At 72.1% G+C, this 24368-nt stretch carries 22 protein-coding genes and 1 pseudogene; 4 read left to right on the forward strand and 19 right to left on the reverse strand.

Going from position 1 to position 24368, the window contains the following annotated elements; translation table 11 throughout:
* Nucleotides 1–561 (reverse strand): RNA-guided endonuclease InsQ/TnpB family protein (locus tag ACFOX0_RS23895; RefSeq protein WP_377549850.1); only part of this gene is annotated, 561 nt, incomplete at its 3' end.
* Between the two features lie 19 nt (nucleotides 562–580).
* On the opposite strand from ACFOX0_RS23895, the gene tnpA reads away from it, so the two are divergent.
* The gene (gene tnpA, locus ACFOX0_RS23900) at nucleotides 581–1015 is read left to right on the forward strand and encodes an IS200/IS605 family transposase (RefSeq protein WP_377549852.1); all 435 of its coding nucleotides are present in this window, start codon (nucleotides 581–583) and stop codon (nucleotides 1013–1015) included.
* Nucleotides 1016–1036: 21 nt separating this feature from the next.
* Here tnpA and ACFOX0_RS23905 read toward each other — a convergent pair whose 3' ends face one another.
* Nucleotides 1037–1504, reverse strand: a complete 468-nt coding sequence (locus ACFOX0_RS23905; RefSeq protein WP_377549854.1) for a hypothetical protein — start codon at nucleotides 1502–1504, stop codon at nucleotides 1037–1039.
* A gap of 160 nt (nucleotides 1505–1664) precedes the next feature.
* Nucleotides 1665–1895, reverse strand: coding sequence for a hypothetical protein (locus ACFOX0_RS23910; RefSeq protein ID WP_377549856.1), 231 nt, complete (start codon nucleotides 1893–1895; stop codon nucleotides 1665–1667).
* 203 nt (nucleotides 1896–2098) lie between these two features.
* On the opposite strand from ACFOX0_RS23910, the pseudogene ACFOX0_RS23915 reads away from it, so the two are divergent.
* Nucleotides 2099–2905 (forward strand): annotated as a pseudogene (locus tag ACFOX0_RS23915) (RibD family protein); the annotation flags it as partial.
* Nucleotides 2906–2956: 51 nt separating this feature from the next.
* Here ACFOX0_RS23915 and ACFOX0_RS23920 read toward each other — a convergent pair.
* From ACFOX0_RS23920 to ACFOX0_RS23940, 5 genes are read right to left on the reverse strand one after another with little or no spacing between them, the layout of a single operon-like run.
* Nucleotides 2957–3958: a lysylphosphatidylglycerol synthase transmembrane domain-containing protein gene (locus ACFOX0_RS23920; RefSeq protein WP_377549858.1), complete on the reverse strand. Its 1002-nt coding sequence runs from the start codon at nucleotides 3956–3958 to the stop codon at nucleotides 2957–2959.
* The gene (locus tag ACFOX0_RS23925; protein WP_377549860.1) at nucleotides 3958–4812 is read right to left on the reverse strand and encodes an SAM-dependent methyltransferase; all 855 of its coding nucleotides are present in this window, start codon (nucleotides 4810–4812) and stop codon (nucleotides 3958–3960) included. The genes ACFOX0_RS23920 and ACFOX0_RS23925 overlap by 1 nt, the downstream gene beginning before the upstream one ends.
* Nucleotides 4805–5926: a glycosyltransferase family 4 protein gene (locus ACFOX0_RS23930; protein WP_377549862.1), complete on the reverse strand. Its 1122-nt coding sequence runs from the start codon at nucleotides 5924–5926 to the stop codon at nucleotides 4805–4807. Before ACFOX0_RS23930 ends, ACFOX0_RS23925 begins: the two co-directional genes overlap by 8 nt.
* Nucleotides 5923–6321 (reverse strand): 6-pyruvoyl trahydropterin synthase family protein, encoded by a 399-nt coding sequence (locus tag ACFOX0_RS23935; protein ID WP_377549864.1) that lies wholly within the window; start codon nucleotides 6319–6321, stop codon nucleotides 5923–5925. The genes ACFOX0_RS23930 and ACFOX0_RS23935 overlap by 4 nt, the downstream gene beginning before the upstream one ends.
* A gap of 49 nt (nucleotides 6322–6370) precedes the next feature.
* The gene (locus ACFOX0_RS23940) at nucleotides 6371–7342 is read right to left on the reverse strand and encodes a zinc-dependent alcohol dehydrogenase (RefSeq protein WP_377549866.1); all 972 of its coding nucleotides are present in this window, start codon (nucleotides 7340–7342) and stop codon (nucleotides 6371–6373) included.
* A gap of 118 nt (nucleotides 7343–7460) precedes the next feature.
* Between ACFOX0_RS23940 and ACFOX0_RS23945 the strand changes: the two genes are divergently transcribed.
* Nucleotides 7461–8192, forward strand: coding sequence for a CDP-alcohol phosphatidyltransferase family protein (locus ACFOX0_RS23945; RefSeq protein ID WP_377549867.1), 732 nt, complete (start codon nucleotides 7461–7463; stop codon nucleotides 8190–8192).
* A gap of 210 nt (nucleotides 8193–8402) precedes the next feature.
* On the opposite strand, the gene ACFOX0_RS23950 is transcribed toward ACFOX0_RS23945, so the two are convergent.
* The 10 genes from ACFOX0_RS23950 to ACFOX0_RS23995 all read right to left on the reverse strand — a co-directional run bounded on the left by ACFOX0_RS23950 (nucleotide 8403) and on the right by ACFOX0_RS23995 (nucleotide 19207).
* Complete coding sequence (locus tag ACFOX0_RS23950) at nucleotides 8403–9209, reverse strand: class I SAM-dependent methyltransferase (RefSeq protein WP_377549868.1); 807 nt, start codon at nucleotides 9207–9209, stop codon at nucleotides 8403–8405.
* A gap of 32 nt (nucleotides 9210–9241) precedes the next feature.
* Nucleotides 9242–10027, reverse strand: coding sequence for an ABC transporter ATP-binding protein (locus ACFOX0_RS23955; protein ID WP_377549869.1), 786 nt, complete (start codon nucleotides 10025–10027; stop codon nucleotides 9242–9244).
* Nucleotides 10027–10761, reverse strand: coding sequence for an ABC transporter ATP-binding protein (locus ACFOX0_RS23960; protein WP_377549871.1), 735 nt, complete (start codon nucleotides 10759–10761; stop codon nucleotides 10027–10029). Before ACFOX0_RS23960 ends, ACFOX0_RS23955 begins: the two co-directional genes overlap by 1 nt.
* Nucleotides 10758–11789, reverse strand: a complete 1032-nt coding sequence (locus ACFOX0_RS23965; RefSeq protein WP_377549873.1) for a branched-chain amino acid ABC transporter permease — start codon at nucleotides 11787–11789, stop codon at nucleotides 10758–10760. Before ACFOX0_RS23965 ends, ACFOX0_RS23960 begins: the two co-directional genes overlap by 4 nt.
* Complete coding sequence (locus ACFOX0_RS23970) at nucleotides 11786–12658, reverse strand: branched-chain amino acid ABC transporter permease (RefSeq protein ID WP_377549875.1); 873 nt, start codon at nucleotides 12656–12658, stop codon at nucleotides 11786–11788. Before ACFOX0_RS23970 ends, ACFOX0_RS23965 begins: the two co-directional genes overlap by 4 nt.
* A gap of 23 nt (nucleotides 12659–12681) precedes the next feature.
* A complete protein-coding gene (locus ACFOX0_RS23975) occupies nucleotides 12682–13884 on the reverse strand; it encodes an ABC transporter substrate-binding protein (protein ID WP_377549877.1) in 1203 nt (400 codons plus the stop codon).
* Nucleotides 13885–13941: 57 nt separating this feature from the next.
* Complete coding sequence (locus ACFOX0_RS23980; protein WP_377549879.1) at nucleotides 13942–14346, reverse strand: roadblock/LC7 domain-containing protein; 405 nt, start codon at nucleotides 14344–14346, stop codon at nucleotides 13942–13944.
* The gene (locus ACFOX0_RS23985) at nucleotides 14343–16871 is read right to left on the reverse strand and encodes a sensor histidine kinase (RefSeq protein ID WP_377549881.1); all 2529 of its coding nucleotides are present in this window, start codon (nucleotides 16869–16871) and stop codon (nucleotides 14343–14345) included. The genes ACFOX0_RS23980 and ACFOX0_RS23985 overlap by 4 nt, the downstream gene beginning before the upstream one ends.
* Nucleotides 16872–17145: 274 nt before the next feature.
* A complete protein-coding gene (locus ACFOX0_RS23990) occupies nucleotides 17146–17631 on the reverse strand; it encodes a helix-turn-helix transcriptional regulator (RefSeq protein ID WP_377549883.1) in 486 nt (161 codons plus the stop codon).
* 286 nt (nucleotides 17632–17917) lie between these two features.
* Nucleotides 17918–19207, reverse strand: coding sequence for a cytochrome P450 (locus ACFOX0_RS23995; RefSeq protein WP_377549885.1), 1290 nt, complete (start codon nucleotides 19205–19207; stop codon nucleotides 17918–17920).
* Between the two features lie 1136 nt (nucleotides 19208–20343).
* On the opposite strand from ACFOX0_RS23995, the gene ACFOX0_RS24000 reads away from it, so the two are divergent.
* Nucleotides 20344–20685, forward strand: coding sequence for a histone-like nucleoid-structuring protein Lsr2 (locus ACFOX0_RS24000; RefSeq protein WP_377549887.1), 342 nt, complete (start codon nucleotides 20344–20346; stop codon nucleotides 20683–20685).
* Nucleotides 20686–20760: 75 nt separating this feature from the next.
* Here ACFOX0_RS24000 and dnaE read toward each other — a convergent pair whose 3' ends face one another.
* Nucleotides 20761–24303, reverse strand: a complete 3543-nt coding sequence (gene dnaE, locus ACFOX0_RS24005; protein WP_377549889.1) for a DNA polymerase III subunit alpha — start codon at nucleotides 24301–24303, stop codon at nucleotides 20761–20763.
* Nucleotides 24304–24368: the final 65 nt, after the last annotated feature.

Consider the following 24368-nt stretch of genomic DNA (forward strand, 5'->3'; position numbering starts at 1 on the left):
CGACGGCAGCGTCTCGTCCTCGGCGGTTTGCACGACGAACGAGGCGAAGTACCGTCCGGCCGCGTCCTTGATCACGGTGACCGAGGTGGGTGCCGACGGCAGGCTGCGTGACCAGCGGACCGGCACGTCGCCGATCTTCGGCAACCGCAGGCGGCCGTTGTCGAGGACCTTGAACCTGCTGTTGTTGGTGAAGCGAATGGCCTGCCGGTTGTCCTTACGGGACCTGAAGCGGGGTGCGGCCACCTTGCGGCCCTGGCGTTTGCCGGACAGCGAGTTGAAGAAGTTGCGGTACGCGGTGTTCAGGTCCGCGAGGGCCTGCTGCAACACCACGGCCGATACCTCGCCCAGCCACGCCCGGCCCTCGGTGGCTTTGGCCTGGGTGATGACCAGCTTCGACAAGTCGGCGTCCGAGACGTACTTCTCGCCCGTCTCGCGGGCCTGCTGGCGCAGACGCAGTCCGTCGTTGAAAACCACGCGGGCACACCCGAACGCCTGCGCCAGCGCGGTGCGCTCAGCGGCGTCCGGGGTGATCCGGAAGTTGTAACGGAGCTGCACGATCATCACTGTACCATGTTGGTTTATGGTCGAGTTTCAAGGCATACGTACTGGCAGACACTGCGTTTTCGCGATGCACGTCCACTTGGTTTTCGTGACGAAGTTCCGGCACAGGGTGTTCGCCGACCGGCACCTGACCCGGATGGAGACGATCATGCGAGACGTGTGCGCCGACTTCGAGGCCGAACTGGTCGAGTTCAACGGCGAGAACAACCACGTGCACCTCCTGGTCAACTTCCCGCCCAAGGTCGCCGTGACCCGGCTGGTCAACTCCCTCAAAGGCGTGTCCTCGCGCCGCCTGCGGCAGGAGTTTCCCGACCTCGTGCACCACTATTACCGGGCCAACAAGCTCTGGTCGGGCTCATACTTCGCCGGGTCCGTCGGCGGCGCACCGCTAAGCGTCGTCAAGCAGTACATCGAACAGCAAAACCCTCCCGGTCAAGGCACCGCTCAGGCCTAGCAGCCCTCCCAGCACGGGCCATCACCCCCGGCCTGAAGGCCGGAGCACTGGCCCGCATTCCGGGTAGCCGTACGCGACGTGCACCCGGTCGCCCGGCCGGCCACCGGAGGCCCGGATCGACCGGGCCATCAGCCGGGCCCAGGTCCGCAGGTCCTCCCGGGTGTAGCCGACCACGGTCGGCCGCCCGGTGGTGCCCGACGACGCGTGCAGCCGGGCCACCTGCTCGCGGGGCACGGCGAACATGCCGAATGGGTAGGTGTCCCGCAGGTCGGACTTGCCGGTGAACGGAAACCGGCCCAGGTCGGCCAGGTCGCGGCAGTCGTCGGGATGGACGCCGGCCGCGGCGAAGGCCGCCCGGTAGTGCGGCACGTTGTCGTACGCGTGCCGCAACGACCAGCGCAGGCGGGACAGTTGCAGCTCCCGCAGTTCGTCGACCGAGGCCCGTTCGACGGGTTCGAGTTCCTCCGGCCGGGGTGCCCGGTCCTGCATGGTGCCTCCTCGCCGCCGGTCGCCGCCGTGTCCGCGCCCGGCGACCGGCCGAATCGTACGCCCGCGCGGTAGCCGGTCGACCGGCGCCGGGCGATCCGGCGGCGACGGTGTGGGCGCGGGTCGGGGCGACGGGTTCACCGGGCCGGGTCCGACCCGCCGTTCACCGGGCCGGGTCCGACCCGCCGCCCCACCGGCTCGGGTCGGCCATCGGCTCGCCGGCCAGCGCGAGCGCGTCGTACGCCCCGACCCAGGTGTCGCAGCGCGGCACCCCGCACACCGGGCACACGCCGGTGGTGGGGCTGTTCGCGTGGACCACGAGCACCTGCTGGAAGTAGCGGACCTGGTACGGCGACAGTTGGCCGGAGATGCGCCACGGATTGTCCTCCGACATCGGCGGTTGCCCTTCATCGATCAACGCCGCTCCGGGCGGAACTACGCTCAGTGTGTCGACAACGACCGAGGGGCACAACCCGCCGCGGCTGCCGACCGGCTGCGCCCCTCCGGCTGACAAGATCGGGTTCGCTTGGTAGACAGGTGACGGGTCCGCGTACCGCCAGGTGGACGGCGGGCCGGCACTTGCGACGAAAGGCGACCATGCCCCCTGCCGACGAATCCGCCGGCCCGGCGATCCCGGTCGGTTCCCCGCCGACCGCCGGCGCCCTCCGGGCCGCCTCCCGCGACGGCGTCACCGGTGCCGCCGCGGTGGAGCGGAACGGACGGGAGCTGGACGCGGCGACCGCCTGGGAACGGTTGCTCAAGGTGCGCGACGGCGCCGACGCCGAGGCGGCCGGCCTGGTCCAGGGCCCGGACGGCCGGTGGCGGTGGGCCGGTGCCGCCTGCGCCGAGGCGACCCGGCTGGCCGAGTTGTACCTGCCGCTGTGCCTGGCCGGTCCCCGGTACGCCTGGGCCCAGCTCGGTCAGAGCCTGGACGGTTTCATCGCCGCCCGCACCGGCGACGCCATCTACGTCACCGGCGAGGAGGATCGGCGGCACCTGCACCGGCTGCGGGCCCTGGCCGACGCGGTCGTCGTCGGCGCCGGCACCGTCGTCACCGACGATCCCCGGCTGACCGTGCGCGACTGCGCCGGAACCAGTCCGGTCCGGGTGGTCCTCGACCGGTCCGGCCGGTTGTCGCCGCGCTGCCACCTGTTCACCGACGGGGCCGCGCCGACCCTGCGGCTGGTGGGCGTCGGGGCCGACGTGCCGGAGCAGGACGGGGTGCAGGTGCTCCGGTTGCCCGCCGCCGACGCCGGGTTCGCCCCACGCGAGGTGCTTGCCGCGTTGGCCGGCCGCGGCCTCGGCCGGGTGCTGGTCGAGGGCGGTGGGGTCACGGTGTCGCGGTTCCTGCGCGAGCGCGCCCTGCACCGGCTCTACCTCACCGTCGCCCCGGTGCTGATCGGTGACGGCGTCCCGGGCCTGCGGTTTCCCGGCGAACCCCGGATGCGCGACGCGCTACGCGCCCCCACCCGGCGCGGCCACCTCGGTGAGGACACGCTGTTCGAGCTCGATCTGCGGCCGGGCGGGACGCGGCCGGGCCAGCCAGCGGGCGATCAGCAGACCGAGGCCGGGCAGGCTCGCCACGAAGGTGCACACGCCGTAGACCACGGCGACCGTGAGGCCCTGCGCGGCGCTTAGCCCCGCCATCCCGAACGCCCAGGCCAGCACCCCCTCCCGAGGTCCCCAGCCGCCGACGTTCAACGGCAACGCCATCGCCAGCAGGGCGAGCAGCAGCAGCGGTGCCAGGGTGAGCAGCGGCGCCGAGACCCCGGTCACCCGCGCGGCGACGAGGAACATCGCCAGGTGACCGGCCAGCACCACGGTCGACGAGAGCAGCACACCGGGCCAACTGTTCCGGGCGAGCAGGCCGAGTCGTACGTCGGTCAGGGCGGTGCCCCAGGCCCGGCGCCACCGGGCGCCGCCCCGCCACAGCCGCAGCCCGATCGCGGCGGCGAGGGCGCCGCCGGCCACCGCGGCCAGGATCAGGACGACGGTGGGGGTGACCCGCACCCGGTGCGCCTCGGCGAGCGCCAGCGACGGCTGGCCGAGCAGCGCGACCGCCCCGACGGCGACCAGCACCACCTGCCCGGCGGTCCGTTCCAGGACCACCGCCCGCACACCCCGGCCCACGTCGCCCTCGTGCTGTCCGTGCCGGACCGCGCGGTGCACGTCACCGAGCACGCCACCGGGTAGCGCCGCGTTGAGGAACAACGCCCGGTAGTAGTCGGCCACGGCGCAGCCCAGCGGAAGTCGCAGGCCGAGCCGGCTGGCCACCAGTCGCCAGCGCCAGGCGCTGAGCACGGTGGTCAGCAACCCGATGCCGAGCGCCGCGGCCAGCGCGCCGACCCCGACCAGGCGCAGCCCGTCCAGGAACGCGGCGGCACCCAGCCGCCAGACCAGCAATCCGAGGATGGCCAGGCCGGCGAACGGCCGCGCCCAGGCCCAGACGGTACGCATCACGACGCGTCCCCGTCCGGCAGGGCGAGCAGGTCACTGTGGCCGACCGTCACCCGCAGCCGACCGGCCGCGCCGGCGGTCAGCCGGCGATCCAGGTACGCCGCGCCGGGTCCGGCCAGCTCGGGCACCTGTTCGCAGGCGGCGCCCACCCAGCCGCGCAGCCACTCAACGGTGAGCGCGGCCTGCTCCGGGCCGAGCCGCCACGGGCTGGGCCGAACGTGCACGGTCGCGCCCCGCCCGGTGAACGCGTCGGTGGCGACCGCCACCGCGTCCGGGCCGAGCAGCCGCCGGCCGCCGGTGACGCGCCGCTGGTGGGCGTTGAAGGCGGCCCGGATCTCGGCGTCGAGCGGGTCGACCGGGTCGAGGTCGACCTCGCCGAGCACGGAGAGCGCGAACAGGGCCGGGCAGCCCGCGGCGACGCAGGCGGCGGCCAGTGCGCCGACCTCCGCCGCGGTGAGCACGTCCAGCAGCGCGGAGGCGGTCACCAGCGACGTGCCGGCCAGGACGTCCGCGGTGAGCGCCGTGACGTCGATCCGCTCGGTGGTCACGCTGACCGGTGCGCCGTCGGCGGCCGTGCCGGCCATTGTCGCACCGGCCCGGGCCAGCAGGAGCGGATCGGTGTCATGCATGATCCAGTGCTGTGGGCCGGGCAGCCGACCGGCCAGCCAGCGGCCCATCGAACCGGTGCCGCACCCGAGGTCGCGGACCACCGCAGGACCGGTCCGACCGGCGTCGCCAGCCAACCGGTCACGCAGCAGCCCGACCAGTTCGTCCGAGCGGGCCGCGGCGTCGGCCGGCTCCCGCAGGGCCAGCCACTCCGGGGCGTAGACGGTCTGTTCGCCGGACTCACTCATCATGTCCTCCCGGATCGCGGCGGAGCTGGTCCAGCACGCCGGCCAGGCGTTGCGACGTCGCCGCCCAGCCGGCCAGGGCGGTCCGCCGCCGGACGGCGGCGGACCGGAGCCGGGCGCGTAGTTCAGGTTCGGACAACCAGCGCCGGACGGCGCCGGCGAGGGCCGCCGGGTCGCCGGCCGGCACCAGGATCCCCGGCAGCGCGCCGTCCGGAGTGTGCCCGAGCGCCTCCGGCACGCCGTCCACCGCGGTGGCCAGCACCGGTACGCCCCGGGCCAGCGACTCGGTCACCACCATGCCGTACGTCTCGGCGTGGGACGGCAGGACGGTGAGATCGGCCGCAGCGTACGTGGCGGCCAACTCGTCCCCGGTCCGCGGACCGGTCAGCCGGATCCGGTCGTCGAGCCCCGCCTCGCCGATCGACCGGCGTACCCGGTCGACGAAGTCCGGGTCCCGGCGCAGCCCGCCGACCAGCTGGCAGTCCCAGTCCAGGTCGGTGACCGTGGCGAGCGCCTCGACCAGCAGGTCCTGCCCCTTGCGGCGGGTGACCGACGCGACGCACACCAGCCGGCCGCCGGAACACGTGCCGGCGACCGGCAGCGCCGCGTCGACACCGGGCGCGGCGACGTGCACCCGGGCGGGATCGAGACCGTGCCGGTCGACCAGCCGGTCGGCGGCCCAGGTGCTGGTCGCCACCACCGCCCGGGCGGCGCGCAGCACCCGCCGCTCGCCGGCGTCCAGCCGGGCCGCCAGGTCGGGCGCCAGGCCCGACTCGTCGGCCAGCGGCAGGTGCACCAGGACGGCCAGTCGCAGCCGGTCGGCCGCCGGGACGACGACCTCCGGAACGGCGCAGGCCACCAGCCCGTCGAGCAGCACCACCGCGCCGTCGGGCAACACGGCCAGGGCGGCGGCCAGGGCGGCGGCGGCCGCCCGGTCAGGTCGCGGCCAGCCGCCGTCGACGGTCAGCTCCCCCACCGACCAGCCGACGGTCGGCAGGTCCTGGCAGACCCGCCGGTCGTAGGTGTTGCCGCCGCTGGGCACGGTCGGGTCGTCGATGTCACCGGGCAGCACGACGTGCACCCGGCGCAGATCGGTGGTGGCGGCCTCGGCTCTCACAGCTGCCGTTCGTAACTCGCCCAGGCGACGTGCGACTCGTGCAGGGTGACGGACAGCCCGGTCAGCGCCCGGGCTCCCTCGCCCAGGGACCCGGCCGCCACCCGGTCGGCCAGCCGGTCGGCGATGACCTTGGCCAGGAACTCGGTGGAGGTGTTGATCCCGGCGAACGCCTCCTCGTCGTCGAGGTTGCGGTAGTTCAGCTCGCCGAGGATCTCCCCGAGCTGCTGGGTCGCCAGGCCGATGTCGACGACGATGTTGTCGGCGTCGAGTTCGGAGCGGCGGAACGTGGCGTCGACGAGGAACGTCGCGCCGTGCAGCCGCTGCGCCGGGCCGAAGACCTCACCTCGGAAGCTGTGCGCGACCATCAGATGATCGCGGACGGTGATGCTGAACAAGGATCGTCCTCCTGCAGTTCGCGGTCGGGTGCCCGGGCGCCCGGGCGGCTCAGTAGGTGACACGTAGACACAACGCGGAAAGTTCACCGCTGGTGAGCTTCGGCATTACCCGGGGAAGATCGGCGAAACCGCACTCGCCGCTGATCAGGGCGTCGAAGGCCGGATCGGCCAGCAGATCGAGCGCCAGCGCCATCCGGTCGGCGTAGCTGCGCCGGCCGGCGCGGGCCGGCGAGACGGTGCCCACCTGGCTGCCGCGGATGGTCAACCGACGGGAGTGGAAATTCTCCCCCAGCGGCAGGGCGACTCGCCGGTCGCCGTACCAGCTCAGCTCGACGACCGTGCCCTCCGGCGCGAGCAGTTCCAGCGCGCGGGTGAGTCCCTCGGCGCTGGCGCTGGCGTGCACCACCAGGTCGCAGCCGTCGGCCGCGGCGGCGGGCGGGGCGAAGTCGACGCCGAGCGCGGCGGCCACCGCGGCCCGGTCCGGGTTGGTGTCGACCAGCTGCACCCGCACGCCCGGGAAGCGGGCGAGCAGGGCCGCGACCGAGCAGCCGACCATTCCCGCGCCGACCACGGCGATCCGGTCGCCGACCAGTGGCGCCGCGTCCCAGAGCGCGTTCACCGCGGTCTCCACCGTGCCGGCCAGCACCGCCCGGGCCGGGGGCACCGCGTCCGGGACCGGTATCACCGCCTCGGCCGGGACGATGTACCGGGTCTGGTGCGGGTAGAGGCAGAAGACGGTCCGGCCGAGCAGGTCCGCCGGGCCCTGCTCGACCACGCCGACGTTGAGGTAGCCGTACTTGACCGGGGCGGGGAAGTCGCCCTCCTGGTAGGGCGCGCGCATCGTGGCGTACTGGTTGGGCGGCACCGCGCCGCCGAAGACCAGTGTCTCGGTGCCCCGGCTCACCGCCGAGTGGCTGCTGCGCACCAGCACCTCGCCGGGGCCGGGATCCGGCAGCTCGACCGCTCGTATCTCCCCCTCCCCCGGGGTACGGAGCCAGAAGGCATGGGCGGTCGAGGGCATGGGCATCCTCCTGGTGACGAGGCGATGACACTCGGTAGACGACGGGTTGTGGATCTTCAGAACGCGATTACCATACGCCGCAGCTTGAACACCGCCACACAACGTAACGGGAGGTGCGGTGGCCGTACTGCAGGTGCACGACGTGTCTCGGCCGGTCCGGGAACTGACCGCCGAGATCGGTGGCCAGTTCGTCCTGCTGCTGGCGCTCTGGGCCGCCGTCGGGCTCGGCCCGGCGGGGTGGCTCGCCGGTACGGTGTACGCCCTGGTGGTGTGGGCGCTGCTCACCACCGCCGTGGACCGGGCCCGGATCCGATCGTTCGGGCCGGCGAACCGGGTGACCCTGGCCCGGGCCACCCTGGTGGGCGGCGTGACGGCGCTGGTGGCCGACTCGGTGCACCGCCCGGTGCCCGGCACCGTCCTGATCGTCCTGGCCACGGTGGCCCTGGTGCTGGACGCGGTCGACGGCCAGATCGCCCGGCGGACCGGGACGGCCACCCCGCTGGGCGCCCGGTTCGACATGGAGGTCGACGCGTTCCTGATCCTGATGCTCAGCGCGCACGTCGCCGGTCGGCTCGGCTGGTGGGTGCTGGTGATCGGGCTGATGCGGTACGTCTTCGTCGCCGCCGCCCAGGCGTGGCCGTGGTTGCGCGCGCCGCTGCCGCCGAACCTCGCCCGCAAGACGGTCGCCGCGACGCAGGGCGTCGCCCTGGTCGTCGCGGGCACGCCGGCCGTACCGCTCGCGCCGGCCGCCGTCACCGCCGCACTCGCGCTGCTGCTGCTCGGCTGGTCCTTCGGCCGGGACGTGCGATGGCTGTGGCGGGCAGGGCAGGACCGCCGGATCATGGTCTGACGGCACGGGCGGTACCGGACGCGACGCCGCACGACGCGCGGAATCCGCCGATCGGCCCGGCACGACCGCGCGGGGTCGCACCCGGGCGTCCATTGCCGGCCACCGCGCGCACGCGGAATCCGCCGCCGCTGTCGCGGCGACGGATCCGGCCTCCGGGAGCCCGTGGCGGCCCGCTGTCCCGGTCTCGGCGGAGGCTGCTTCCGCGCGGTGTCAGCCGCGCCGTGGCCGGCGGCCCCGGGTGGAGACGAACTGGTACGACAACGACGCGAACCGCGGATCACGGGCCAGCTCACGGAACACCCGGAGCTGGCCGGGGGTGACCCCGTCGGCCTGCAGCTTCGGTTCGAGCTGCCGGGAGTTGGTCGCGTGCAGCGAGGCGCCGGGCGAGCCGCCCACCCAGCTCTCGGAGTGGGTGACGGTGTCGATGTCGGCCAGTCCGGCCAGGGCCATCTCGGTGTGCACGGTCTGCGCCCACGCCATGTCGGCGCCCTTGCTCTGCAGGGCCCCGAGCATCGAGTCCATCACCCGTTGGAAGAGCTTCGCCGCGTCGTCGGTGGGCGCGGTGAGCACCCGCAGCGGCGCCGTGCAGTCGAACTCCTCGACGACCAGCCAACCGCCGGGGGCCAGCGCCTCGGCCAGCCGGCGCAGCACCCGCCGCCGCTCGGGCAGGTGCAGCAGCACCAGCCGGGCGTGGATCAGGTCGAACGGCGCCCCGGCCGGTGGTTCGTCCCGCACGTCGTGCCGCGCCACCCGCAGGTTGCCCTCCGGGACCAGGTGCGCGGGTTCGATGTCGGTGGCCAGCACCCGTCCGGCGGGACCGACCAGTCGCGACATCAGTCGGGCCACCGACCCGGCTCCGGCTCCGATCTCCCAGCAGTTGGCCCCCGGCACGAGCAACGGGGCCAGCCGGTGGGCCGTTATCGGATCCATGTACGACTCCAGCGCGTGCATCTGCGCATCGGCTTCCGGAGCGGCGTTGTCGAACGAGTAACCGGGCGTGGTAATGGTGGCGGACACGGATCTACCTCCCTGTCGGTGATGAATGTCTGTCAGTGGTGGACGGCCCGGTCGGGCGCGTCGCCGCGGTCGGCGGGCGACGGTGTGGTTGCCGCGTCGGGGGTGGCGACGCTCAACAACGCCTCGACCGGGGTCGGATCGGCGCGGACCCGCGCCGCCGGGGCGTCCAGGACGACCCGGCCGTAGTCCAGAACGGCCAGCCGGTCGGCCACCTGGAGCGCGTGCGGCAGGTGCTGTTCCACCAGCAGCACGGTGAGACCGCCGGCCGCGAGTCCCGCCACGAGTTCCCGGACCCGGGCCGCGAGGTCCGGGGCGAGCCCTTCGCTCGGTTCGTCCAGCAACAGCACCCGGGGCTGGATGAGCAGCGCCCGGGCGATGGCGAGCATCTGTTGCTCCCCGCCGGACAGCTGGTTGCCCCGGTGGGTGAGCCGGGCGCTCAACCGCGGCAGCAGTTCCAGCACCCGCGGCACGGTCCACCGGGCCGCGTCGGCGACCCGGCCGCGCGGCCGGCTCCCGGCCGCGAGCCGGAGGTGTTCGGCCACGGTCAACCGGGAGAACACCCGCCGGCCCTGCGGCACCAGCCCCACGCCGGCCCGGGCCACCCGGTGCGCCGGCTGCCCGGTGGTGACGGTTTCGCACACCTCGACCACCCCGGCGGACGGTCGCAGCAGCCCCGCGACGCTGTGCACGAGGGTGGTCTTGCCGGCGCCGTTGCGGCCGACGACGGCCAGCACCGTGCCGGCCGGGACGGTGAGGCTCACGTCGTGCAGCACCGTGCCGCCGCCGTAGCCGGCCCGCAGGCCGCTGATCCGCAGCATCAGCCGACCGCCTCGGCGTAGGCCCGCCGCACCGCGGCCGACCGGCGGATCTCGTCCGGCGTGCCGGTGGCGACCGGCCGGCCGTCGCTCAGCACGGTGACCCGGTCGGCCAGCCGGTAGACCAGATCGAGCCGATGCTCCACGAGCAGCACCGCCACCGTACGGGGCAACGACGACAGCAGGTCGACCAGCCGGTGCACCTCGACCGCGGACAGCCCGGCGGCCGGCTCGTCGAGCAGCAGCAGGCGTGGCCGGCCGGCCAGCGCCATGGCGAGCTCCAGCTGGCGGCGCTGACCGTGCGACAGGTGCGCCGCCGCTTCGGTGCCACCGCCGGTCAGCCCGACCTCGTCGAGCAGGGCCAGGCAGGGCCGGCGGACCCGGCTGTGGAACCGGCCCGGACCGACGCGGCGGTGCGGCAGCGCCGCGACGATGACGTTGTCCAACGCGGTGAGCGACGGCCAGACGGCCGGCCGTTGGTGGATGCGGCCGATGCCGAGCCGGGACCGACGGGCCGGACCGAGCCGGGTGATGTCCCGACCGGCCAGGTGCAGCCGGCCGCCGTCCGGGCGGGTGGCGCCGCCGACGAGGTCGAGCAGGGTGGTCTTGCCGGCGCCGTTGGGGCCGATCAGGGCGTGCCGTTCCCCGGCGTTCACCCGCAGGTCGACCCGGTCCACGGCGGTCAGCGAGCCGTACCGGCGGGTCAGGGCCCGCGCCACGAGCAGGTCCGTCGTCATCCCTCGGCCTCCGATCGGTACGCAGGCGCCGGGCCGGACGGCGCCGCTGCCGGCCGGCGGCCCGCGGCTGACCGGAACAGTCCGGCGGTCGCCGCCGAAAGGGTGCCGACACCCTTCGGGAACAGGTACGCGGTCAGCACGAAGAGCGCGCCGAGCAGCAGCGGTGCGGAGCCGGGAAACTGACCGGTCAGCCAGTCCCGGGCGGCGATGACGAGGACCGCACCGGCCAGCGCGCCGCGGATCGAGGCCGCACCGCCGATGACGACGCCCAGCAGCAGCAGGGCCGAGGTGTCGAAACCGAAGTCGGCCGGGGACACGTACTGCTGCGCGGTGACCAGGAGGGTGCCGGCCACGCCGGCGACGGCGCCGGCCGCCAGGTACGCGGCGGAGAGGTAGGCGGTCACCGGGTGGCCGCTGGCCCGCAGTCGGGCCTCGTCGTCGCGGGCGGCGGTCAGCAGCAGACCGGCCCGGGTCCGCAGGAGCAGCAGCACGACGGCGACCACCACGACGACCACCGCCAGCGTGTAGAGGTAGCGCGTCCGGTCGCTGTCCAGGACCGGCAGTCCCCAGAGCGGCCGGACGGCGGGGAACCCGGCCAGCCCGTCGGTACCGCCGGTGACCGACCGCCAACGTCCCGCGGCGGTGACCACCAGTTCGCCGATCGCCAACGTGATCATCAGTACGACGACGCCGCGGGCGTACACCACCAGCGGGACGGTGCCGGCGGCCAGGGCGGCGCCGGCGACCGCGCCGGCCAGCAGTTGCACCACGCCGACGGACTGGGTGTGCACGGCCAGCACCGCACCGGCGTACGCGCCGGCCGCGTACGGCGCGGTCTGGCCCAGGGTCGGCAGGCCGGCGACCCCGGTCAGCAGGGCGACGCTGACTCCCACCAGACCGAGCACCAGCGTCCGGGCCAGCAACGCGGTGGTGTAGTCGTCGACCAGCCAGGGCACCGCCACGGCCACCACGAGGATCACGCCGAGCAGGGACGCGCCGAGCACCCGGCGCCGCGGCGACACCGTCATGTCGCCCTCCGCGGCACCGGCAACCGCAGCCCGCGGGCCCGCACCGCGAGGGCGACGGCCATCGCGGCGAACAACAGGAACGGCGCGGCACCCGGCAGCAGCGCCACGCCCAGGGTCTGGATCTCGCCGACCAGCAGGGCCGCGACCAGGGTGCCGCCGATCGAGCCGAGTCCACCGAGGACCACCACCACCAGGGACAGCAGCAGGACCACGTCGGCGGTGCCCGGCCCGGGACCGATGATCGGTGCGCCGAGCACGCCGGCCGCACCCGCCAGCGCGCCGGCCGCCGTGAGCACCCCGACCCGGATCCGGGTCGGGCTCACCCCGAGCGCGGCCACCATTTCGGCGTCGTCCACCGCGGCGCGGATCAGCATGCCGGCCCGGGTGCGGGTGACCGTGAGCTGCAACAGGCCCGCGATCGCCGCCGCCACCAGGATGAAGACCAACCGGTACGCGGCGTAGGGGTGACCCAACAGGCTCACCGGACGGTCGACGGCCGCGGGGATGCGCACCGGCAGGTTCTCCGGGCCGAAGGCGGCGACCAGCAGGCTGCCGCCGGCCAACGCCACCCCGAAGGTGAGCAACGCCTGGGTGAGATGGTCACGCCGGCCGACCGGGGCGAGCAGTCCGGCGAGCAGACCACCCGCCCCGGCCGCCGCGACGATCCCGACGGCCAGGGCCAGCACCAGCGTCGCCCAGCCGCCGTCGGCCAGCCGGGCGGCGGTGTAGGCGCCGATCGCGTACAGCGTGCCGTGCGCCAGGTTGAGGATGTCCGCGACGCCGAAGCAGAACACCAGCCCGGCGGCGGCCACGAACATCAGCAACCCGTACGCCACTCCGTCGACCGCCGGGATCAGGTATCCGCTCAACGCCCGCACCCCCTCGGCGGCGGTCAGCCACCGATGGTCGCCAGGTCACCGACGACCGTGTTGGACAGTGCCCGTCCGTCCTGGCGTACCTGGCGCAGGTACCACTTCTGCACCGGGGAATGGGTGGTCTTGGAGAACTGCCACGTCCCGCGCGGGCTGTCGATCTGCCCCAGGTCCTCGATCGCTTTGTTGATCTTCTCCGGTGTCGGATCGGCACCGGCCGCGCCGATGGCCTTGTCGAGCACCGCCGCCGCGTCGTACGACGCCATCGCGTATGTGGTGGGCGAGCCGTCGTGGTTGGCCTTCCAGGCCGCGACGAACGACCGGTTCGCGGCGTTGTCCAGGTCGGGTGAGTAGTTCAGCACCGAGTAGATGTTTCGGGCCGCCTCGCCCTGCGCGTTGAGCACGCCGCCCTCGGTGAGGAACCCGGCCGCGTAGAGCGGAACGTCCTTGATCTCCGACTGGGCGTACTGCTTCACGAAGTCCACCGCGGCGGAGCCGGCGTAGAAGGTGTAGACGGCGGCCGCGCCGGACGCCTTGATCTGCGCGAAGTACGGCGTGAAGTTGGTGGTGTTCGGGAACGGCGTCCACCGGGTCTTGCCGTCGGGGTTGGCCAGCTTCCCGCCGGCCTTGGCGAACGCCTCGGTGAAGCCGCGCAGTTCGTCGTAGCCACCCTGGTAGTCGGGGCCGATCGCGTAGACCGGGCCCTTGACGGTGTCCCGCACGTGCGGCGCGATGGCCGCGCCGGGCTCCTCGGACAGGTAGGAGGTGACCCAGACCCGGGAGACGTCCTTCAGCTCCGGTCGGCCGTTGGAGCCGACGAACGGGATCTTGGCCTCGGTGAGCACCGGGTAGACCGCCGCGACCGAGCCACCGCCGACGATGCCGGTCAGCGCCCGTACCTTGTCCTGCTTGATGAGTTTGGTGGCGGCCGGCACGGCGGTCGGCGCGCCGTTGCCCTCGTCGGCCACGATCAGTTCGATCTTGTGCCCGCCGAGCTTGCCGTCGTGGTTGTTCAGGTAGAGCTGGAATCCGTCGCGGATCTCGGTACCGACGGCCTGGTAGGTCCCGGACAACGAGGCGAGGAGACCGATCTTGATCGTCCCGGGACTGCCGGTGCCGCCGCCGTCGCCGGCGCAGCCGGAGGCGGAGGCGGTCGTCAGGCCGAGGGCGAGCAGGCCGGCCAACAGGGCGCGGCGGTGCCTGCTCCGGGTGGTGCGAGGCATGTTCTCTCCAGGAGGGGAAGGGACACCGGCGCGGCGGTGCGCCGGGGTCCGCGGATGTCAGCGGCTGTTCAGCACGGCTGAACGCGCTGCCGGGGTGAGGACGTCTCCGATCCGGTTGGCCAGTTCGGCCATCTCGTAGGAGACCTTGCCGACGTCACAGGTAGGTGCGGCGAGGACAAGCAGTGAGGCACCGTCGTTGAAGGCCATCGAGAACATGAATCCGCCCTCGAGCTGGGTAACGTTGGAGATCACCGCACCGGCGTCGAAGAATCCCGCCGCGCCGCGGAGCAGGCTGACCAGCCCGCTCCCGGTCGCGGCGAGCTGGTCGGCGCGGTCCGGTGGAAGGTTCCGGGTGGCGGCCACCATCAGGCCGTCACTGGAGATGGCGATCGCGTGGCTCACCTCGGTGGCCCGCTCGGCGAAGCTGTCCAGCATCCAGCCGAGATCGTGTTGGTTGGTCACGTGGAACTCCCACTCCCTGTCGCATCACTGGTGGCCGCGGCGTTGACGAGGTTGGTACGTCGGTTGGACACACCGCGGGCGTAGGCGGCCATCGCGTTCGCCACCTGCGTCGGATCGCGGTGCTCCGACTCGGGTTGGGGTCGGGAGGGCATGACGACACCGCCGGGTACGAGGTGCCGCTGTGGTTGCCGCTTCGGCAGACCGGTCCGGGTGGTCGCCGCCACCGCGGGCTTGGCCACCTCGGTGGCGGCCTTCCACGCGTCGTCGGCCGGGGTGTGCCAGCCGGACCCCTTGCCGCCGTTGGACCGGTCGGAGCGGAACCAGTTGTTGACCTGTTCGAAGATCACCAGTTCCTCCGTCGGATCGTCGCCCCGGTGGGGCGCGGAAGCACCGGGTTGGAAGGCCGGCGCGATCGGGCGGGACCGTCCGGCCTGTGCCGGGTCGCCCGGATGCCGACCGGCCGAGCCGTTCTGCGGCGCCCGGGCGTAGCCGACGGGCGCGCTGCCACCGTTACCGCCGTACCCGCCGCCGGGACGGGACGCGAGTCGTCCCGGGGCGAGCAGCCGCGACTCGGCCGGAATGGGCCGGATGAGCGTGGCCGGCAGCGCCACCTCGGCGATGGTGCCCAGCTTGGGGCCGGGGCGTAGTTCGACCCGCACGCCGAGCCGGCCGGCCAGCTGGCCGACCACGACCAGACCCATCGCCCGGACGGCCGCGACGTCGATGGCCGGCGGACTGGCCAGCACCTCGTTGAGTTGTGCCAACCGGTGCGGCGACAGGCCGACCCCCTCGTCGCTGACCTGCACGACCACCCGGTCGCCGAGACTGCGCGCGGTGACCCAGGTCTCGGTCTCCGGCGGCGAGTAGGAGGTGGCGTTGTCCATCAACTCGGCGAGCAGGTGCACGACCTCGTCCACCTTCTCGGCCACCACCGCGACGTCCCCGTCCACCACGCCGAGCCGGATCCGCTGGTAGTGCTCGATCTGCGACAGCGCGGCCTGGAGGACCTTCTGCAGCGGTACGTCCTGGTGGCGTACCCGGCCGACGCCGACCCCGCCGAGCACCAGCAGGCTCGCGTTGATCCGCCCCATCCGGGTGGCCAGGTTGTCCAGCGTGTAGAGCCGTTGCAGCCGTTCCGGGTCGGTCTCGTCCCGTTCCACCCGGTCCACCTGGGCCAGCACGGCGTCCACCAGACGCTGCTCGCGTCGGCTCAGGTGGATGAAGATGTCGGCGGTGTTGGCCCGCATGACGGCCTGCTCGGCGGCGGTGCGGACGGCGGCCCGGTGCACCTCGCTGAACGCCTGGCCCACCTCGCCGATCTCGTCCTCACTGGACACGTCGACGGTGGAGTTGACCCGCCGGGCCAATGCCTCCGGGTCGACCGTGGAGCTGTCCGCGTTGCGCAACTCGGCCACCATGGCCGGCAGTTCGCGGAACGCGACGGTGTTGGCCGCCTCCCGCAGCCGCCGCAGCCGGCGGGTGATCTGTCGGGCGACCGCCCAGGTCACCAGGACGGTCAGGGCCAGCGCGACCGCCATGGCGGCGGCCTCGACGAAGGCCCGACGGCGCTGGTCGGCCCGGTCGGCGTCGACGGCCCGCAACACCGAGGCGTCGACCTGCTGCTGCACCTCGAACAACCGTTGCGCCCAGCCCTGGGTGGCACTGATCCAGGCCGCGGTGTCGAGGTTCAGCCGGGCACCGGGCCGGGCGCGGGAGACCTGGTCCTGCAGGCGTTGCAGGGTCACCGCGACGTCGCCGCTACCGGCCTGCTCCCACCACACGGTCCAGGTCGGCTCGGCCAGACCGAGGAAGGAGAGGCTGGCGTCGGTGAAGCTGGTCCGGGCGGCGGTGATGTCCTGCTGCATGGCCGTGGTCAGCTGGCCGGCGGCCACCGCGCGCAGCACCGCCACCTGCTGCTGGCCGACCGATTCCGCCGCCTTGGACAGCTCGGCGGCGGCCCGGATCGCGTCCGCGATCTTGGCGTTGACCACGCCCTGCGCCGTCGCCTCCCGGTAGCTGAGCAGGTCGGCGATGATGATCCGGTAGCTGAAGGTCATCGCCGACACCGAGGCGTGCGCGGCGGTGCGGACCTGGGCACGCAGCGGGGCGAGGGCGTCCAGCGACTCGTCGATCCGGGTCAGCACGGCGGCGGCGCCCGGCGAGAGCGCGGGAACGTCCCGGCGCTGCTGCCGGTACCGGGCGACCACCGTGTCCGTCTCGGCGGTGGTCCGGGCGAAGGTGTCCTGCTGTTGCGGCGCGCCGGTGGCCAGCAGGTCGGCCGCCGCCGCGCGTTCCCGCTGGAGCTGGTAGGCCAGCCCACCGGCGTCGGTCGCCAGCTGGGTCATCTCCCGCAGGTCGCTGGCCCGTTGCGCCTGACGGACGCTGTCGGCCAACGCGAGGCCGGCGAACCCGATCACCGCCACCAGTGGCGCGGCGACGATCAGGCGCATCCGGGAGGCGATCTTCCAACCGCGCCGCGCTGCCGGATGGGTGCGGGCCGCGTGGGATCTGGTGCCTGTGGCCAAGACTCACTCCCACGAATCGTCGCCAGGATCGGCCCGAATCACGTGGCGGTTGCCCGGCGGCCGATCTGCAGCTTGCAGTTAGCAATTCCCATTGCGCCGGACGGGCGGGAGGAGGAACAGGGTTACCCTTGGTACAAACCGCTGGTACCAGCATCTGTACCCGCGGCCGGCCAGGGCCTTTCCGCAGCTCGGCCGCCTGCCGCGGGGTGTCCCGGGCACGCGCCGACGACCGACGACATTCGTCGGGTCGGTCCGGTGTCGGGCAGTCGGCCGGTCAGTGCCGCCGACCCATGGTGTCGATGTGCCCGACCGGCCGCGGTCGGGCCGGCAGCCGGTCGCTGAGCACCAGGTCGATCAGTTCGCGCAGCTCGTCGATCGTCACGGCGGCCGGTTCGCCCGGCTCGACGTCCCGGTCCACGAGCAACGACAGCGCGTCCGGTGGGGAGCAGCCGCGCCGCGCCGCGTCGGCCAGTCGCGGCCCGCGCCGGCCGTCGGCGGCCAGCTGCTCCACCGCCACCCGGGGCCACAACGCGGCCAGCCGACCTCCCGTGCAGAGCACCTCGTCGCACCGCACGGCCAGTTCGTGACTGCCGTACCGGCGGCCCGACTCCACGGCGGCCACCGTCTCCCGGCTGAACCGGATGCGCTCCGCCAGGGCCCGCTGGGTCAGACCGCTGCGGGTCCGCCAGCGACGCAACTCGCGCCGGAACTGGCGCGTGGCGGTCGGGTCGGCAGCGGTTGACGAGGACGGGGCGTCCATATGCTCACCTTCGCGCGTCAGCGATTCGGCCGCTCGGCCTGATCAATGAGGACGGTGGATCAGCTATTCGCGGGGCCAATTCTTACCCCCACGCGTTACGGGTGGGAAGAGATGGCGGCTACTTATCGTTCGCGATCGGTGAAAAAAGTTCCGTACGACGTGCGCCCGCCACCGGTCGTACCGAGTCGCGAGGGGTCGGTCGAACGGTGGCGGGTCCGCCGTCATCGCTGGTCGGGATGGCCGACAGCGGTCGTTTCCGGTCGCGTCGGTGATCCTTTCCCGGTCGTTACGCCGCGTGCGCGATCGGTGGGCTGACCAGCGGATGGGGCTCGAGGACGGTCGATCCGATATCGATGATCGCGGGCAACGCACGATGGGCACGGAATGCGACATTCGGTTTGTAGAGGCTCGCGTATCCCGGCGCGAGGCGCAGCCGCGGAATGGCGGCGGCGAGCCGGGTGAAGGCGACCCGCGCCTCCAACCGGGCCAATGCGGCGCCGATGCAGAAATGCGGACCGTAACCGAAGGAGAGGTGATCCTTTCCCTCGGTCCGGTGCGGATCGAACCGGTCCGGGTCGCTGAACACCACCGCGTCCCGGTTCGCCGCCCCGACCAGCAACAGGCAGCGTTGTCCGGCCGGGATCGTGACGGTACCGAGGGTGACGTCCCGGCGGGTCAGCCGGAGCCATCCGTCGATCGCCGGACCGAACCGCAGGGTCTCCTCGACGAAGGCCGGTACGGTCGACGGATCGTCAGCCATCGCCTGCCACCGGGCCGGCTGCGACAGGCCCTGGTGCAGACCGTGTGCCAGCAACCCCGCCGTGGTCTCGTGCCCCGCGACCAGCAGGTTGAAGGCGATACTCGCGACCTCGGCCTCGGTCAGCACCCGGTCGTCGCCACCCCGGTGCCGCAGGGCCCGGCTGATGTAGTCGTCGCCCCGGTGGCCCTCGCGCTCCCGACGGGCGACCAACCGGAGGCAGTAGCGCCAGAACTCCAGCAGCCCCTCGGCCAGTCGCACCTGCTCCGCCGGGTCCGGCTGACCCCAGATCAGCGCGATCTGGCCGTCCGCCCAGCCCTTGATCCGCACGACGTCCCGCTCGGGTACGCCGAGGATGTCCAGCACCACCAGCAGCGGGAGTTCGGCGGCGAACGCCGGGACCAGGTCGACCAGTTCCCCGCGCTGCGCCAGCAGGCCGGCGACGAGCTCGTCGACCCGGCGGCGGACGATCGCGCCGTACTGCTCCTCGACCCGTCCGGCGGTGTTGGCGAAGGTGGCCCGCAGGGCCTGCCGGGTCCGCGTGTGCACCGGCGCGTCGGCCGCCGCCGTCGTCGGTGGGGCATCGATTTTCAATATCAGCGACATCGCCTCGGGACAGGGCTCGTAGACCGGGGCAAGCGTCAATGCGTTACTGAAACTGCCGGCGTCGCCGAAGGCGCGTCGGACGTACTCGTGCTTGGTGATCACCCACATACCGAGATCGTCGGCGTAGTGCACGCCGACCGAATCGTCGAGCAACTCCCGCCAGGTCGCGGCGGGATCGGTGAGGTATGTCCCGGCAAACGGGTTGAGCTGCATGATTGCCTCCTCGCCCACCGCATGGCGGCGCGACACACGATCCCCGCGAGCGGTCCCCCCGGGGCGGTCCGAGAATTGTGCCGGAAAACCTTTCTTCAACTCTGTGGATACTTACGGTGCGCTTTCCCTTACGATAAGTCAAGACTGGGATAGGGCACGCGGCGGGGGTGATCAAGAGGCCTCGGGAACTGCGCCGACGACCCCGTCCGAACATGCTTCGCGCAACTTGCCGAATGAGGTTTGCGCACCTATTCCACGGGCGGCCGGGCCGGTGCGCCGAGGTCTGCGTGGCCGGAGCCCGCCCCAGGGAGCCGACTCACCGAACGCACCCGGCCCGGCGGGGCGGCGATCGAACCGGTCCGAGCCGGGAACCGGCCGTCGGCCGAGGACGGCTCCGGATCTCCGCAGCGGACGTCGATCTCTTCCGGACGCCGGCCCGCTCATTGGGAAGAGCCACTGGCGACACCATTGAACCTTTTTCAACCTCCCCTTGCGCTCCGGCGTCGGCCGAGGTCGAAGACGCGGCTTGCGCACCGCGCGGTTCAGGTTGAAAAAGGTTCATTGCGGGTATCGTCGGACCGCGGAATTCCGGCGAGCCGCTCCTTACCGGAAGCGGCCGCACCGGCTCGCCGGCGGAATCGACGCCACGGGCGCGGCGCGGCCCACCCGAACGACCCCGACCGAACCTTTTCAACCCGAGCACCCCTAGCATCTCCAGCCGCCTCGTTCGATCTGCGCCGACGTCAAACTCGGTAGACCGAATGAGGTTCCACGGTCCGGTGACGTGTCGTCGCCGGCGCCACTCCGAGTGCCGCCGACGATGCTCCGCGAGCGATCGACACCAGCCCGTTCGGCGGCGCCGCCGCCGGTCAGCGGCCGTCGGACGATCACCGGCCGAGCGGCGTGCCGCGGCTGCCTCCGCCTCGACGTCAACAATGTTGAACTGCCGGACCCGACTCCGGTAGCGCTCGGACCAGATTGTGAGAACGACGCGGTACGGATCCGTCGACCGTCGGGAGACCTGGTGAAGACGACGGAAAATTGCCAGAAACTTCGCTCGGGATAGGCAAATCATTGCCGCGCGGCTATACGATGCGTCAAACTGACCGCAATGCATTCTCAAAGGAGTGATCGGCGTGGCGAAGCAGGTAATCACCGTTCTGACGGACGATCTCGATGGCGGCAAGGCGGACCGGACTGTCGAGTTCGGGGTGGACGGCGTCACCTACACCATTGATTTGTCCGACGCCCACGCCGGCAAGCTGCGGAAGGCCCTCGACCCGTACATCGCGGCGGGCAGCCGGATCGGACGGGGCCAGGTTGAGACCCGCCGGTCGAATCGCCGCCGAGGCGTGAGTGCCGGGACCAACCGCGACGAGAACCGGGCGATCCGGGAGTGGGCCAGGAAGAACGGCCACGACGTCTCCGAGCGCGGCCGGATCCCGGCGTCGGTGGTCCAGGCGTACCGCGGCCGCTGAGCCACCGCGCGGTGGCTCGGCGGCCGTCCGGTCGCGGCGCGGCACCGTGCGGCCGCGCGGTCGGGGCGTGGCGGCTCAGCTGACGTTGGCCGGTCCGAGGACGCTCTTCAGGTCGGCCATCAGCGCGGTGGTGGGTCCGACCCGCAACGGGCCCAGCCGCAGCAGGGTGCCCCGGGTGCCGTTGAGCAGCCGGACGTGCACCTCCGCGTCGCCCGGATGGCGGACCAGGATCTCCTTCAGCTTCTCCACCATCGGCGGCGTGCACCGGGTGACCGGCAGGGTGAGGGTCACCGGCTTGCTCGCGCCGGCGGTGCTGATGTCCGGCATGGACATGTCCATCGCCATGATCCGCGGGGTGTCGTCGCGCCGGTCGACCCGGCCCTTGACCACCACGATGGCGTCCTCGGCGATGTACTGACCGATCACCTCGTACGTGTTGGGGAAGAACAACGTCTCCACCCCGCCGGCGAGATCCTCCAGGGTGGCCGAGGCCCACGCGCGGCCCTGCTTGGTGATCCGCCGTTGTACGCCGGAGAGGATCCCGGCGAGCGTGACGACCTGCCCGTCGGGCACGGCGCCGTCCTCGGCCAGCGCGGCGATGGTGGTGTCCGCCGCGCCGCTGAGCACGTGTTCCAGCCCGAACAGCGGATGGTCGGAGACGTACAGCCCGAGCATCTCCCGCTCGAAGGCGAGTCGGTCCCGCTTGTCCCACTCGGTGTCGGCGATGACCGGCATCGCGACGGTCCCGCCGGTGCTGGGAGCGGAGTCGTCCGCGCCGAAGCCGGCGCCGAACAGGTCGTACTGGCCGGCCGCCTCGTTGCGCTTGATGTCGGCGTACGCGTCGATGGCCTCCGCGTGCACGGCGAGCAGCCCTTTACGGGTGTGCTTCAGCGAGTCGAACGCGCCTGCCTTGATCAAGGATTCGATCGTCTTCTTGTTGCACACCACCGCGTCGACCTTGGCGAGGAAGTCGTAGAAATCGGCGTAGTCGCCCTTCTCCTGCCGGCAGCGCATGATCGAGGCGACCACGTTGGCGCCGACGTTGCGGATGGCCGCGAGGCCGAACCGGATGTCCTTCCCGACCGGGGTGAACGGCCCGGCCGAGGTGTTCACGTCGGGCGGCAGTACCTGGATGCCCATCCGCCGGCACTCCGACAGGTAGAGCGCCATCTTGTCCTTGTCGTCACCGACCGAGGTGAGCAGCGCCGCCATGTACTCGGCCGGGAAGTTGGCCTTCAGGTAGCCGGTCCAGTACGAGACCAGCCCGTAACCCGCGGTGTGTGCCTTGTTGAAGGCGTAGTCGGCGAACGGGACCAGCACGTCCCACAGTTTCTGGATGGCCTCGTCGGAGTAGCCGTTGTCCCGCATCCCCTGCCGGAACGGGATGAACTCCTTGTCGAGCACCTCCTTCTTCTTCTTACCCATCGCCCGGCGCAGCAGGTCGGCCTTGCCGAGGCTGTAGCCGGCGAGGATCTGCGCGGCGCGCTGCACCTGCTCCTGGTAGACGATCAGGCCGTGGGTGGGCCCGAGGATCTCCTCCAGCGGCTCGGCCAGCTCGGGGTGGATCGGGGTGATCTCCTGGAGGCCGTTCTTGCGCAGCGCGTAGTTGGTGTGCGAGTTGGCGCCCATCGGACCGGGCCGGTACAGGGCCAGCACCGCGGAGATGTCCTCGAAGTTGTCCGGCTTCATCAACCGCAGCAACGACCGCATCGGCCCGCCGTCGAGCTGGAACACCCCCAGGGTGTCGCCCCGGGACAGCAGCTCGTAGGTCGGCTTGTCGTCCAGCGGCAGCTTCAGCAGATCGACCTTGGTGCCGTGGTTCAGCTCGATGTTCTTGACCGCGTCGTCGATGATGGTCAGGTTGCGCAGGCCGAGGAAGTCCATCTTCAGCAGCCCGAGCGACTCACAGGTCGGGTAGTCGAACTGCGTGATGATCGCGCCGTCGGCGTCCCGCCGGGTCAGCGGGATGTGGTCGATGATCGGCTCGGCCGACATGATGACGCCGGCGGCGTGCACCCCGGTCTGCCGGATCAGGCCCTCGATCCCCCGCGCGGTGTCGATCACCTTGCGTACGTCCGGTTCGGACTCGTAGAGGCTGCGGATCTCGCCGGCCTCGGCGTACCGCGGGTGGTTGGGGTCGAAGATGCCGGTCAGCGGGATGTCCTTGCCCATCACCGCCGGAGGCATCGCCTTGGTGATCTTGTCACCGACGGCGTACGGGTAGCCGAGCACCCGGGCCGAGTCCTTGATCGCGGCCTTCGCCTTGATGGTGCCGAAGGTGGCGATCTGCGCGACCTTGTCGGCGCCCCACTTCTCCGTGACGTACCGGATGACCTCACCGCGCCGACGCTCGTCGAAGTCGATGTCGACGTCCGGCATCGAGACCCGCTCGGGGTTGAGGAACCGCTCGAAGATCAGGCCGTGCGGGATCGGGTCCAGGTCGGTGATGCCCAGCGCGTACGCGACCAGCGACCCGGCCGCCGAGCCACGGCCCGGGCCGACCGCGATGCCCTGGCTCTTGGCCCACTGGATGAAGTCGGCGACCACGAGGAAGTACGACGGGAAGCCCATCTGGATGATGACGCCCAGCTCGTACTCGGCCTGGACGACGTGTCCCTCCGGGATGCCGTCCGGGTAGCGGCGGCGCAACCCGGCGAAGGTCTCCTTGCGGAACCACGACTCCTCGGTCTCCCCCGCCGGGATCGGGAACCGGGGCATCAGGTTGCGGAACTCGAACATCCCGCTCGGGTCGACCCGCTCCGCCACCAGCAGCGTGTTGCGGCAGCCCTCGGCCCAGACGTCGGACGAGTCGGCCGCGCGCATCTGGTCGGCGGACTTGATGAAGTAGCCGCCGCCCTCCAGCCGGAACCGGTTCGGGTCGTCGATGTTGCTTGCGGTCTGCACACAGAGCAGCACGTCGTGGGCGGCGGCCTGTTCCTCGACGGTGTAGTGCGAGTCGTTGGTGACCACCGGCGGGATACCGAGCTTGCGGCCGATCTCAATCAGCCCGTCCCGGACCCGCCGCTCGATCTCCAGCCCGTGCTCCATCAGCTCCAGGAAGTAGTTCTCCTTGCCGAAGATGTCCTGGTAGGCGCCGGCGACCTTGAGCGCCTGGTCGAACTGTCCCAGCCGCAACCGGGTCTGCACGGCACCGGACGGGCAGCCGGTGGTGGCCATGATGCCGTCGGCGTACTCGGCGATCAGCTCCATGTCCATCCGGGGCCACTTGATGTAGTGGCCCTCCATCGAGGCCCGGGAGTTCAGCGCGAACAGGTTCTTCAGGCCACCGGCGTTGCGGGCCCACATCGTCATGTGGGTGATCGCGCCGTTACCGGAGACGTCGTCGCTCTTCTGGTGCGGCTCGCCCCACTTGACCCGCTGCTTGTGGAAGCGCGACTCGGGAGCGACGTACGCCTCCACCCCGAGGATGGGGGTGACCCCGGCGGCGGTGGCCTGCTTGTAGAAGTCGTACGCACCGTGCATGTTGCCGTGGTCGGTGATCGCCACGGCCGGCATGCCGAGCCGATCGACCTCCTTGAACAGGTCCTTCAACCGCGCCGCGCCGTCGAGCATCGAGTACTCGGTGTGTACGTGCAGGTGCGCGAACGAATCGCTCATCGCGGCGTCCCCCGGGGTTGTCGAACTGGAGCGGATCAGCGTGCCGGCCCACCCTATCGGGGTTG

The organism is Micromonospora zhanjiangensis (genome assembly GCF_042650605.1).
GTDB lineage: Bacteria > Actinomycetota > Actinomycetes > Mycobacteriales > Micromonosporaceae > Micromonospora_J > Micromonospora_J zhanjiangensis.

Bases quoted from the DNA above. Each gene is read 5' to 3' on its own strand.
- ACFOX0_RS23965 (WP_377549873.1), bottom strand. From the start codon at position 11,789: ATGACGGTGTCGCCGCGGCGCCGGGTGCTCGGCGCGTCCCTGCTCGGC.
- ACFOX0_RS23920 (WP_377549858.1), bottom strand. From the start codon at position 3,958: ATGCGTACCGTCTGGGCCTGGGCGCGGCCGTTCGCCGGCCTGGCCATC.
- ACFOX0_RS23995 (WP_377549885.1), bottom strand. From the start codon at position 19,207: ATGCAGCTCAACCCGTTTGCCGGGACATACCTCACCGATCCCGCCGCG.
- tnpA (WP_377549852.1), top strand. From the start codon at position 581: ATGGTCGAGTTTCAAGGCATACGTACTGGCAGACACTGCGTTTTCGCG.
- ACFOX0_RS23910 (WP_377549856.1), bottom strand. From the start codon at position 1,895: ATGTCGGAGGACAATCCGTGGCGCATCTCCGGCCAACTGTCGCCGTAC.
- ACFOX0_RS23925 (WP_377549860.1), bottom strand. From the start codon at position 4,812: ATGAGTGAGTCCGGCGAACAGACCGTCTACGCCCCGGAGTGGCTGGCC.
- ACFOX0_RS23955 (WP_377549869.1), bottom strand. From the start codon at position 10,027: ATGCTGCGGATCAGCGGCCTGCGGGCCGGCTACGGCGGCGGCACGGTG.
- ACFOX0_RS23990 (WP_377549883.1), bottom strand. From the start codon at position 17,631: ATGGACGCCCCGTCCTCGTCAACCGCTGCCGACCCGACCGCCACGCGC.
- dnaE (WP_377549889.1), bottom strand. From the start codon at position 24,303: ATGAGCGATTCGTTCGCGCACCTGCACGTACACACCGAGTACTCGATG.
- ACFOX0_RS23975 (WP_377549877.1), bottom strand. From the start codon at position 13,884: ATGCCTCGCACCACCCGGAGCAGGCACCGCCGCGCCCTGTTGGCCGGC.
- ACFOX0_RS23905 (WP_377549854.1), bottom strand. From the start codon at position 1,504: ATGCAGGACCGGGCACCCCGGCCGGAGGAACTCGAACCCGTCGAACGG.
- ACFOX0_RS23940 (WP_377549866.1), bottom strand. From the start codon at position 7,342: ATGCCCTCGACCGCCCATGCCTTCTGGCTCCGTACCCCGGGGGAGGGG.
- ACFOX0_RS23960 (WP_377549871.1), bottom strand. From the start codon at position 10,761: ATGACGACGGACCTGCTCGTGGCGCGGGCCCTGACCCGCCGGTACGGC.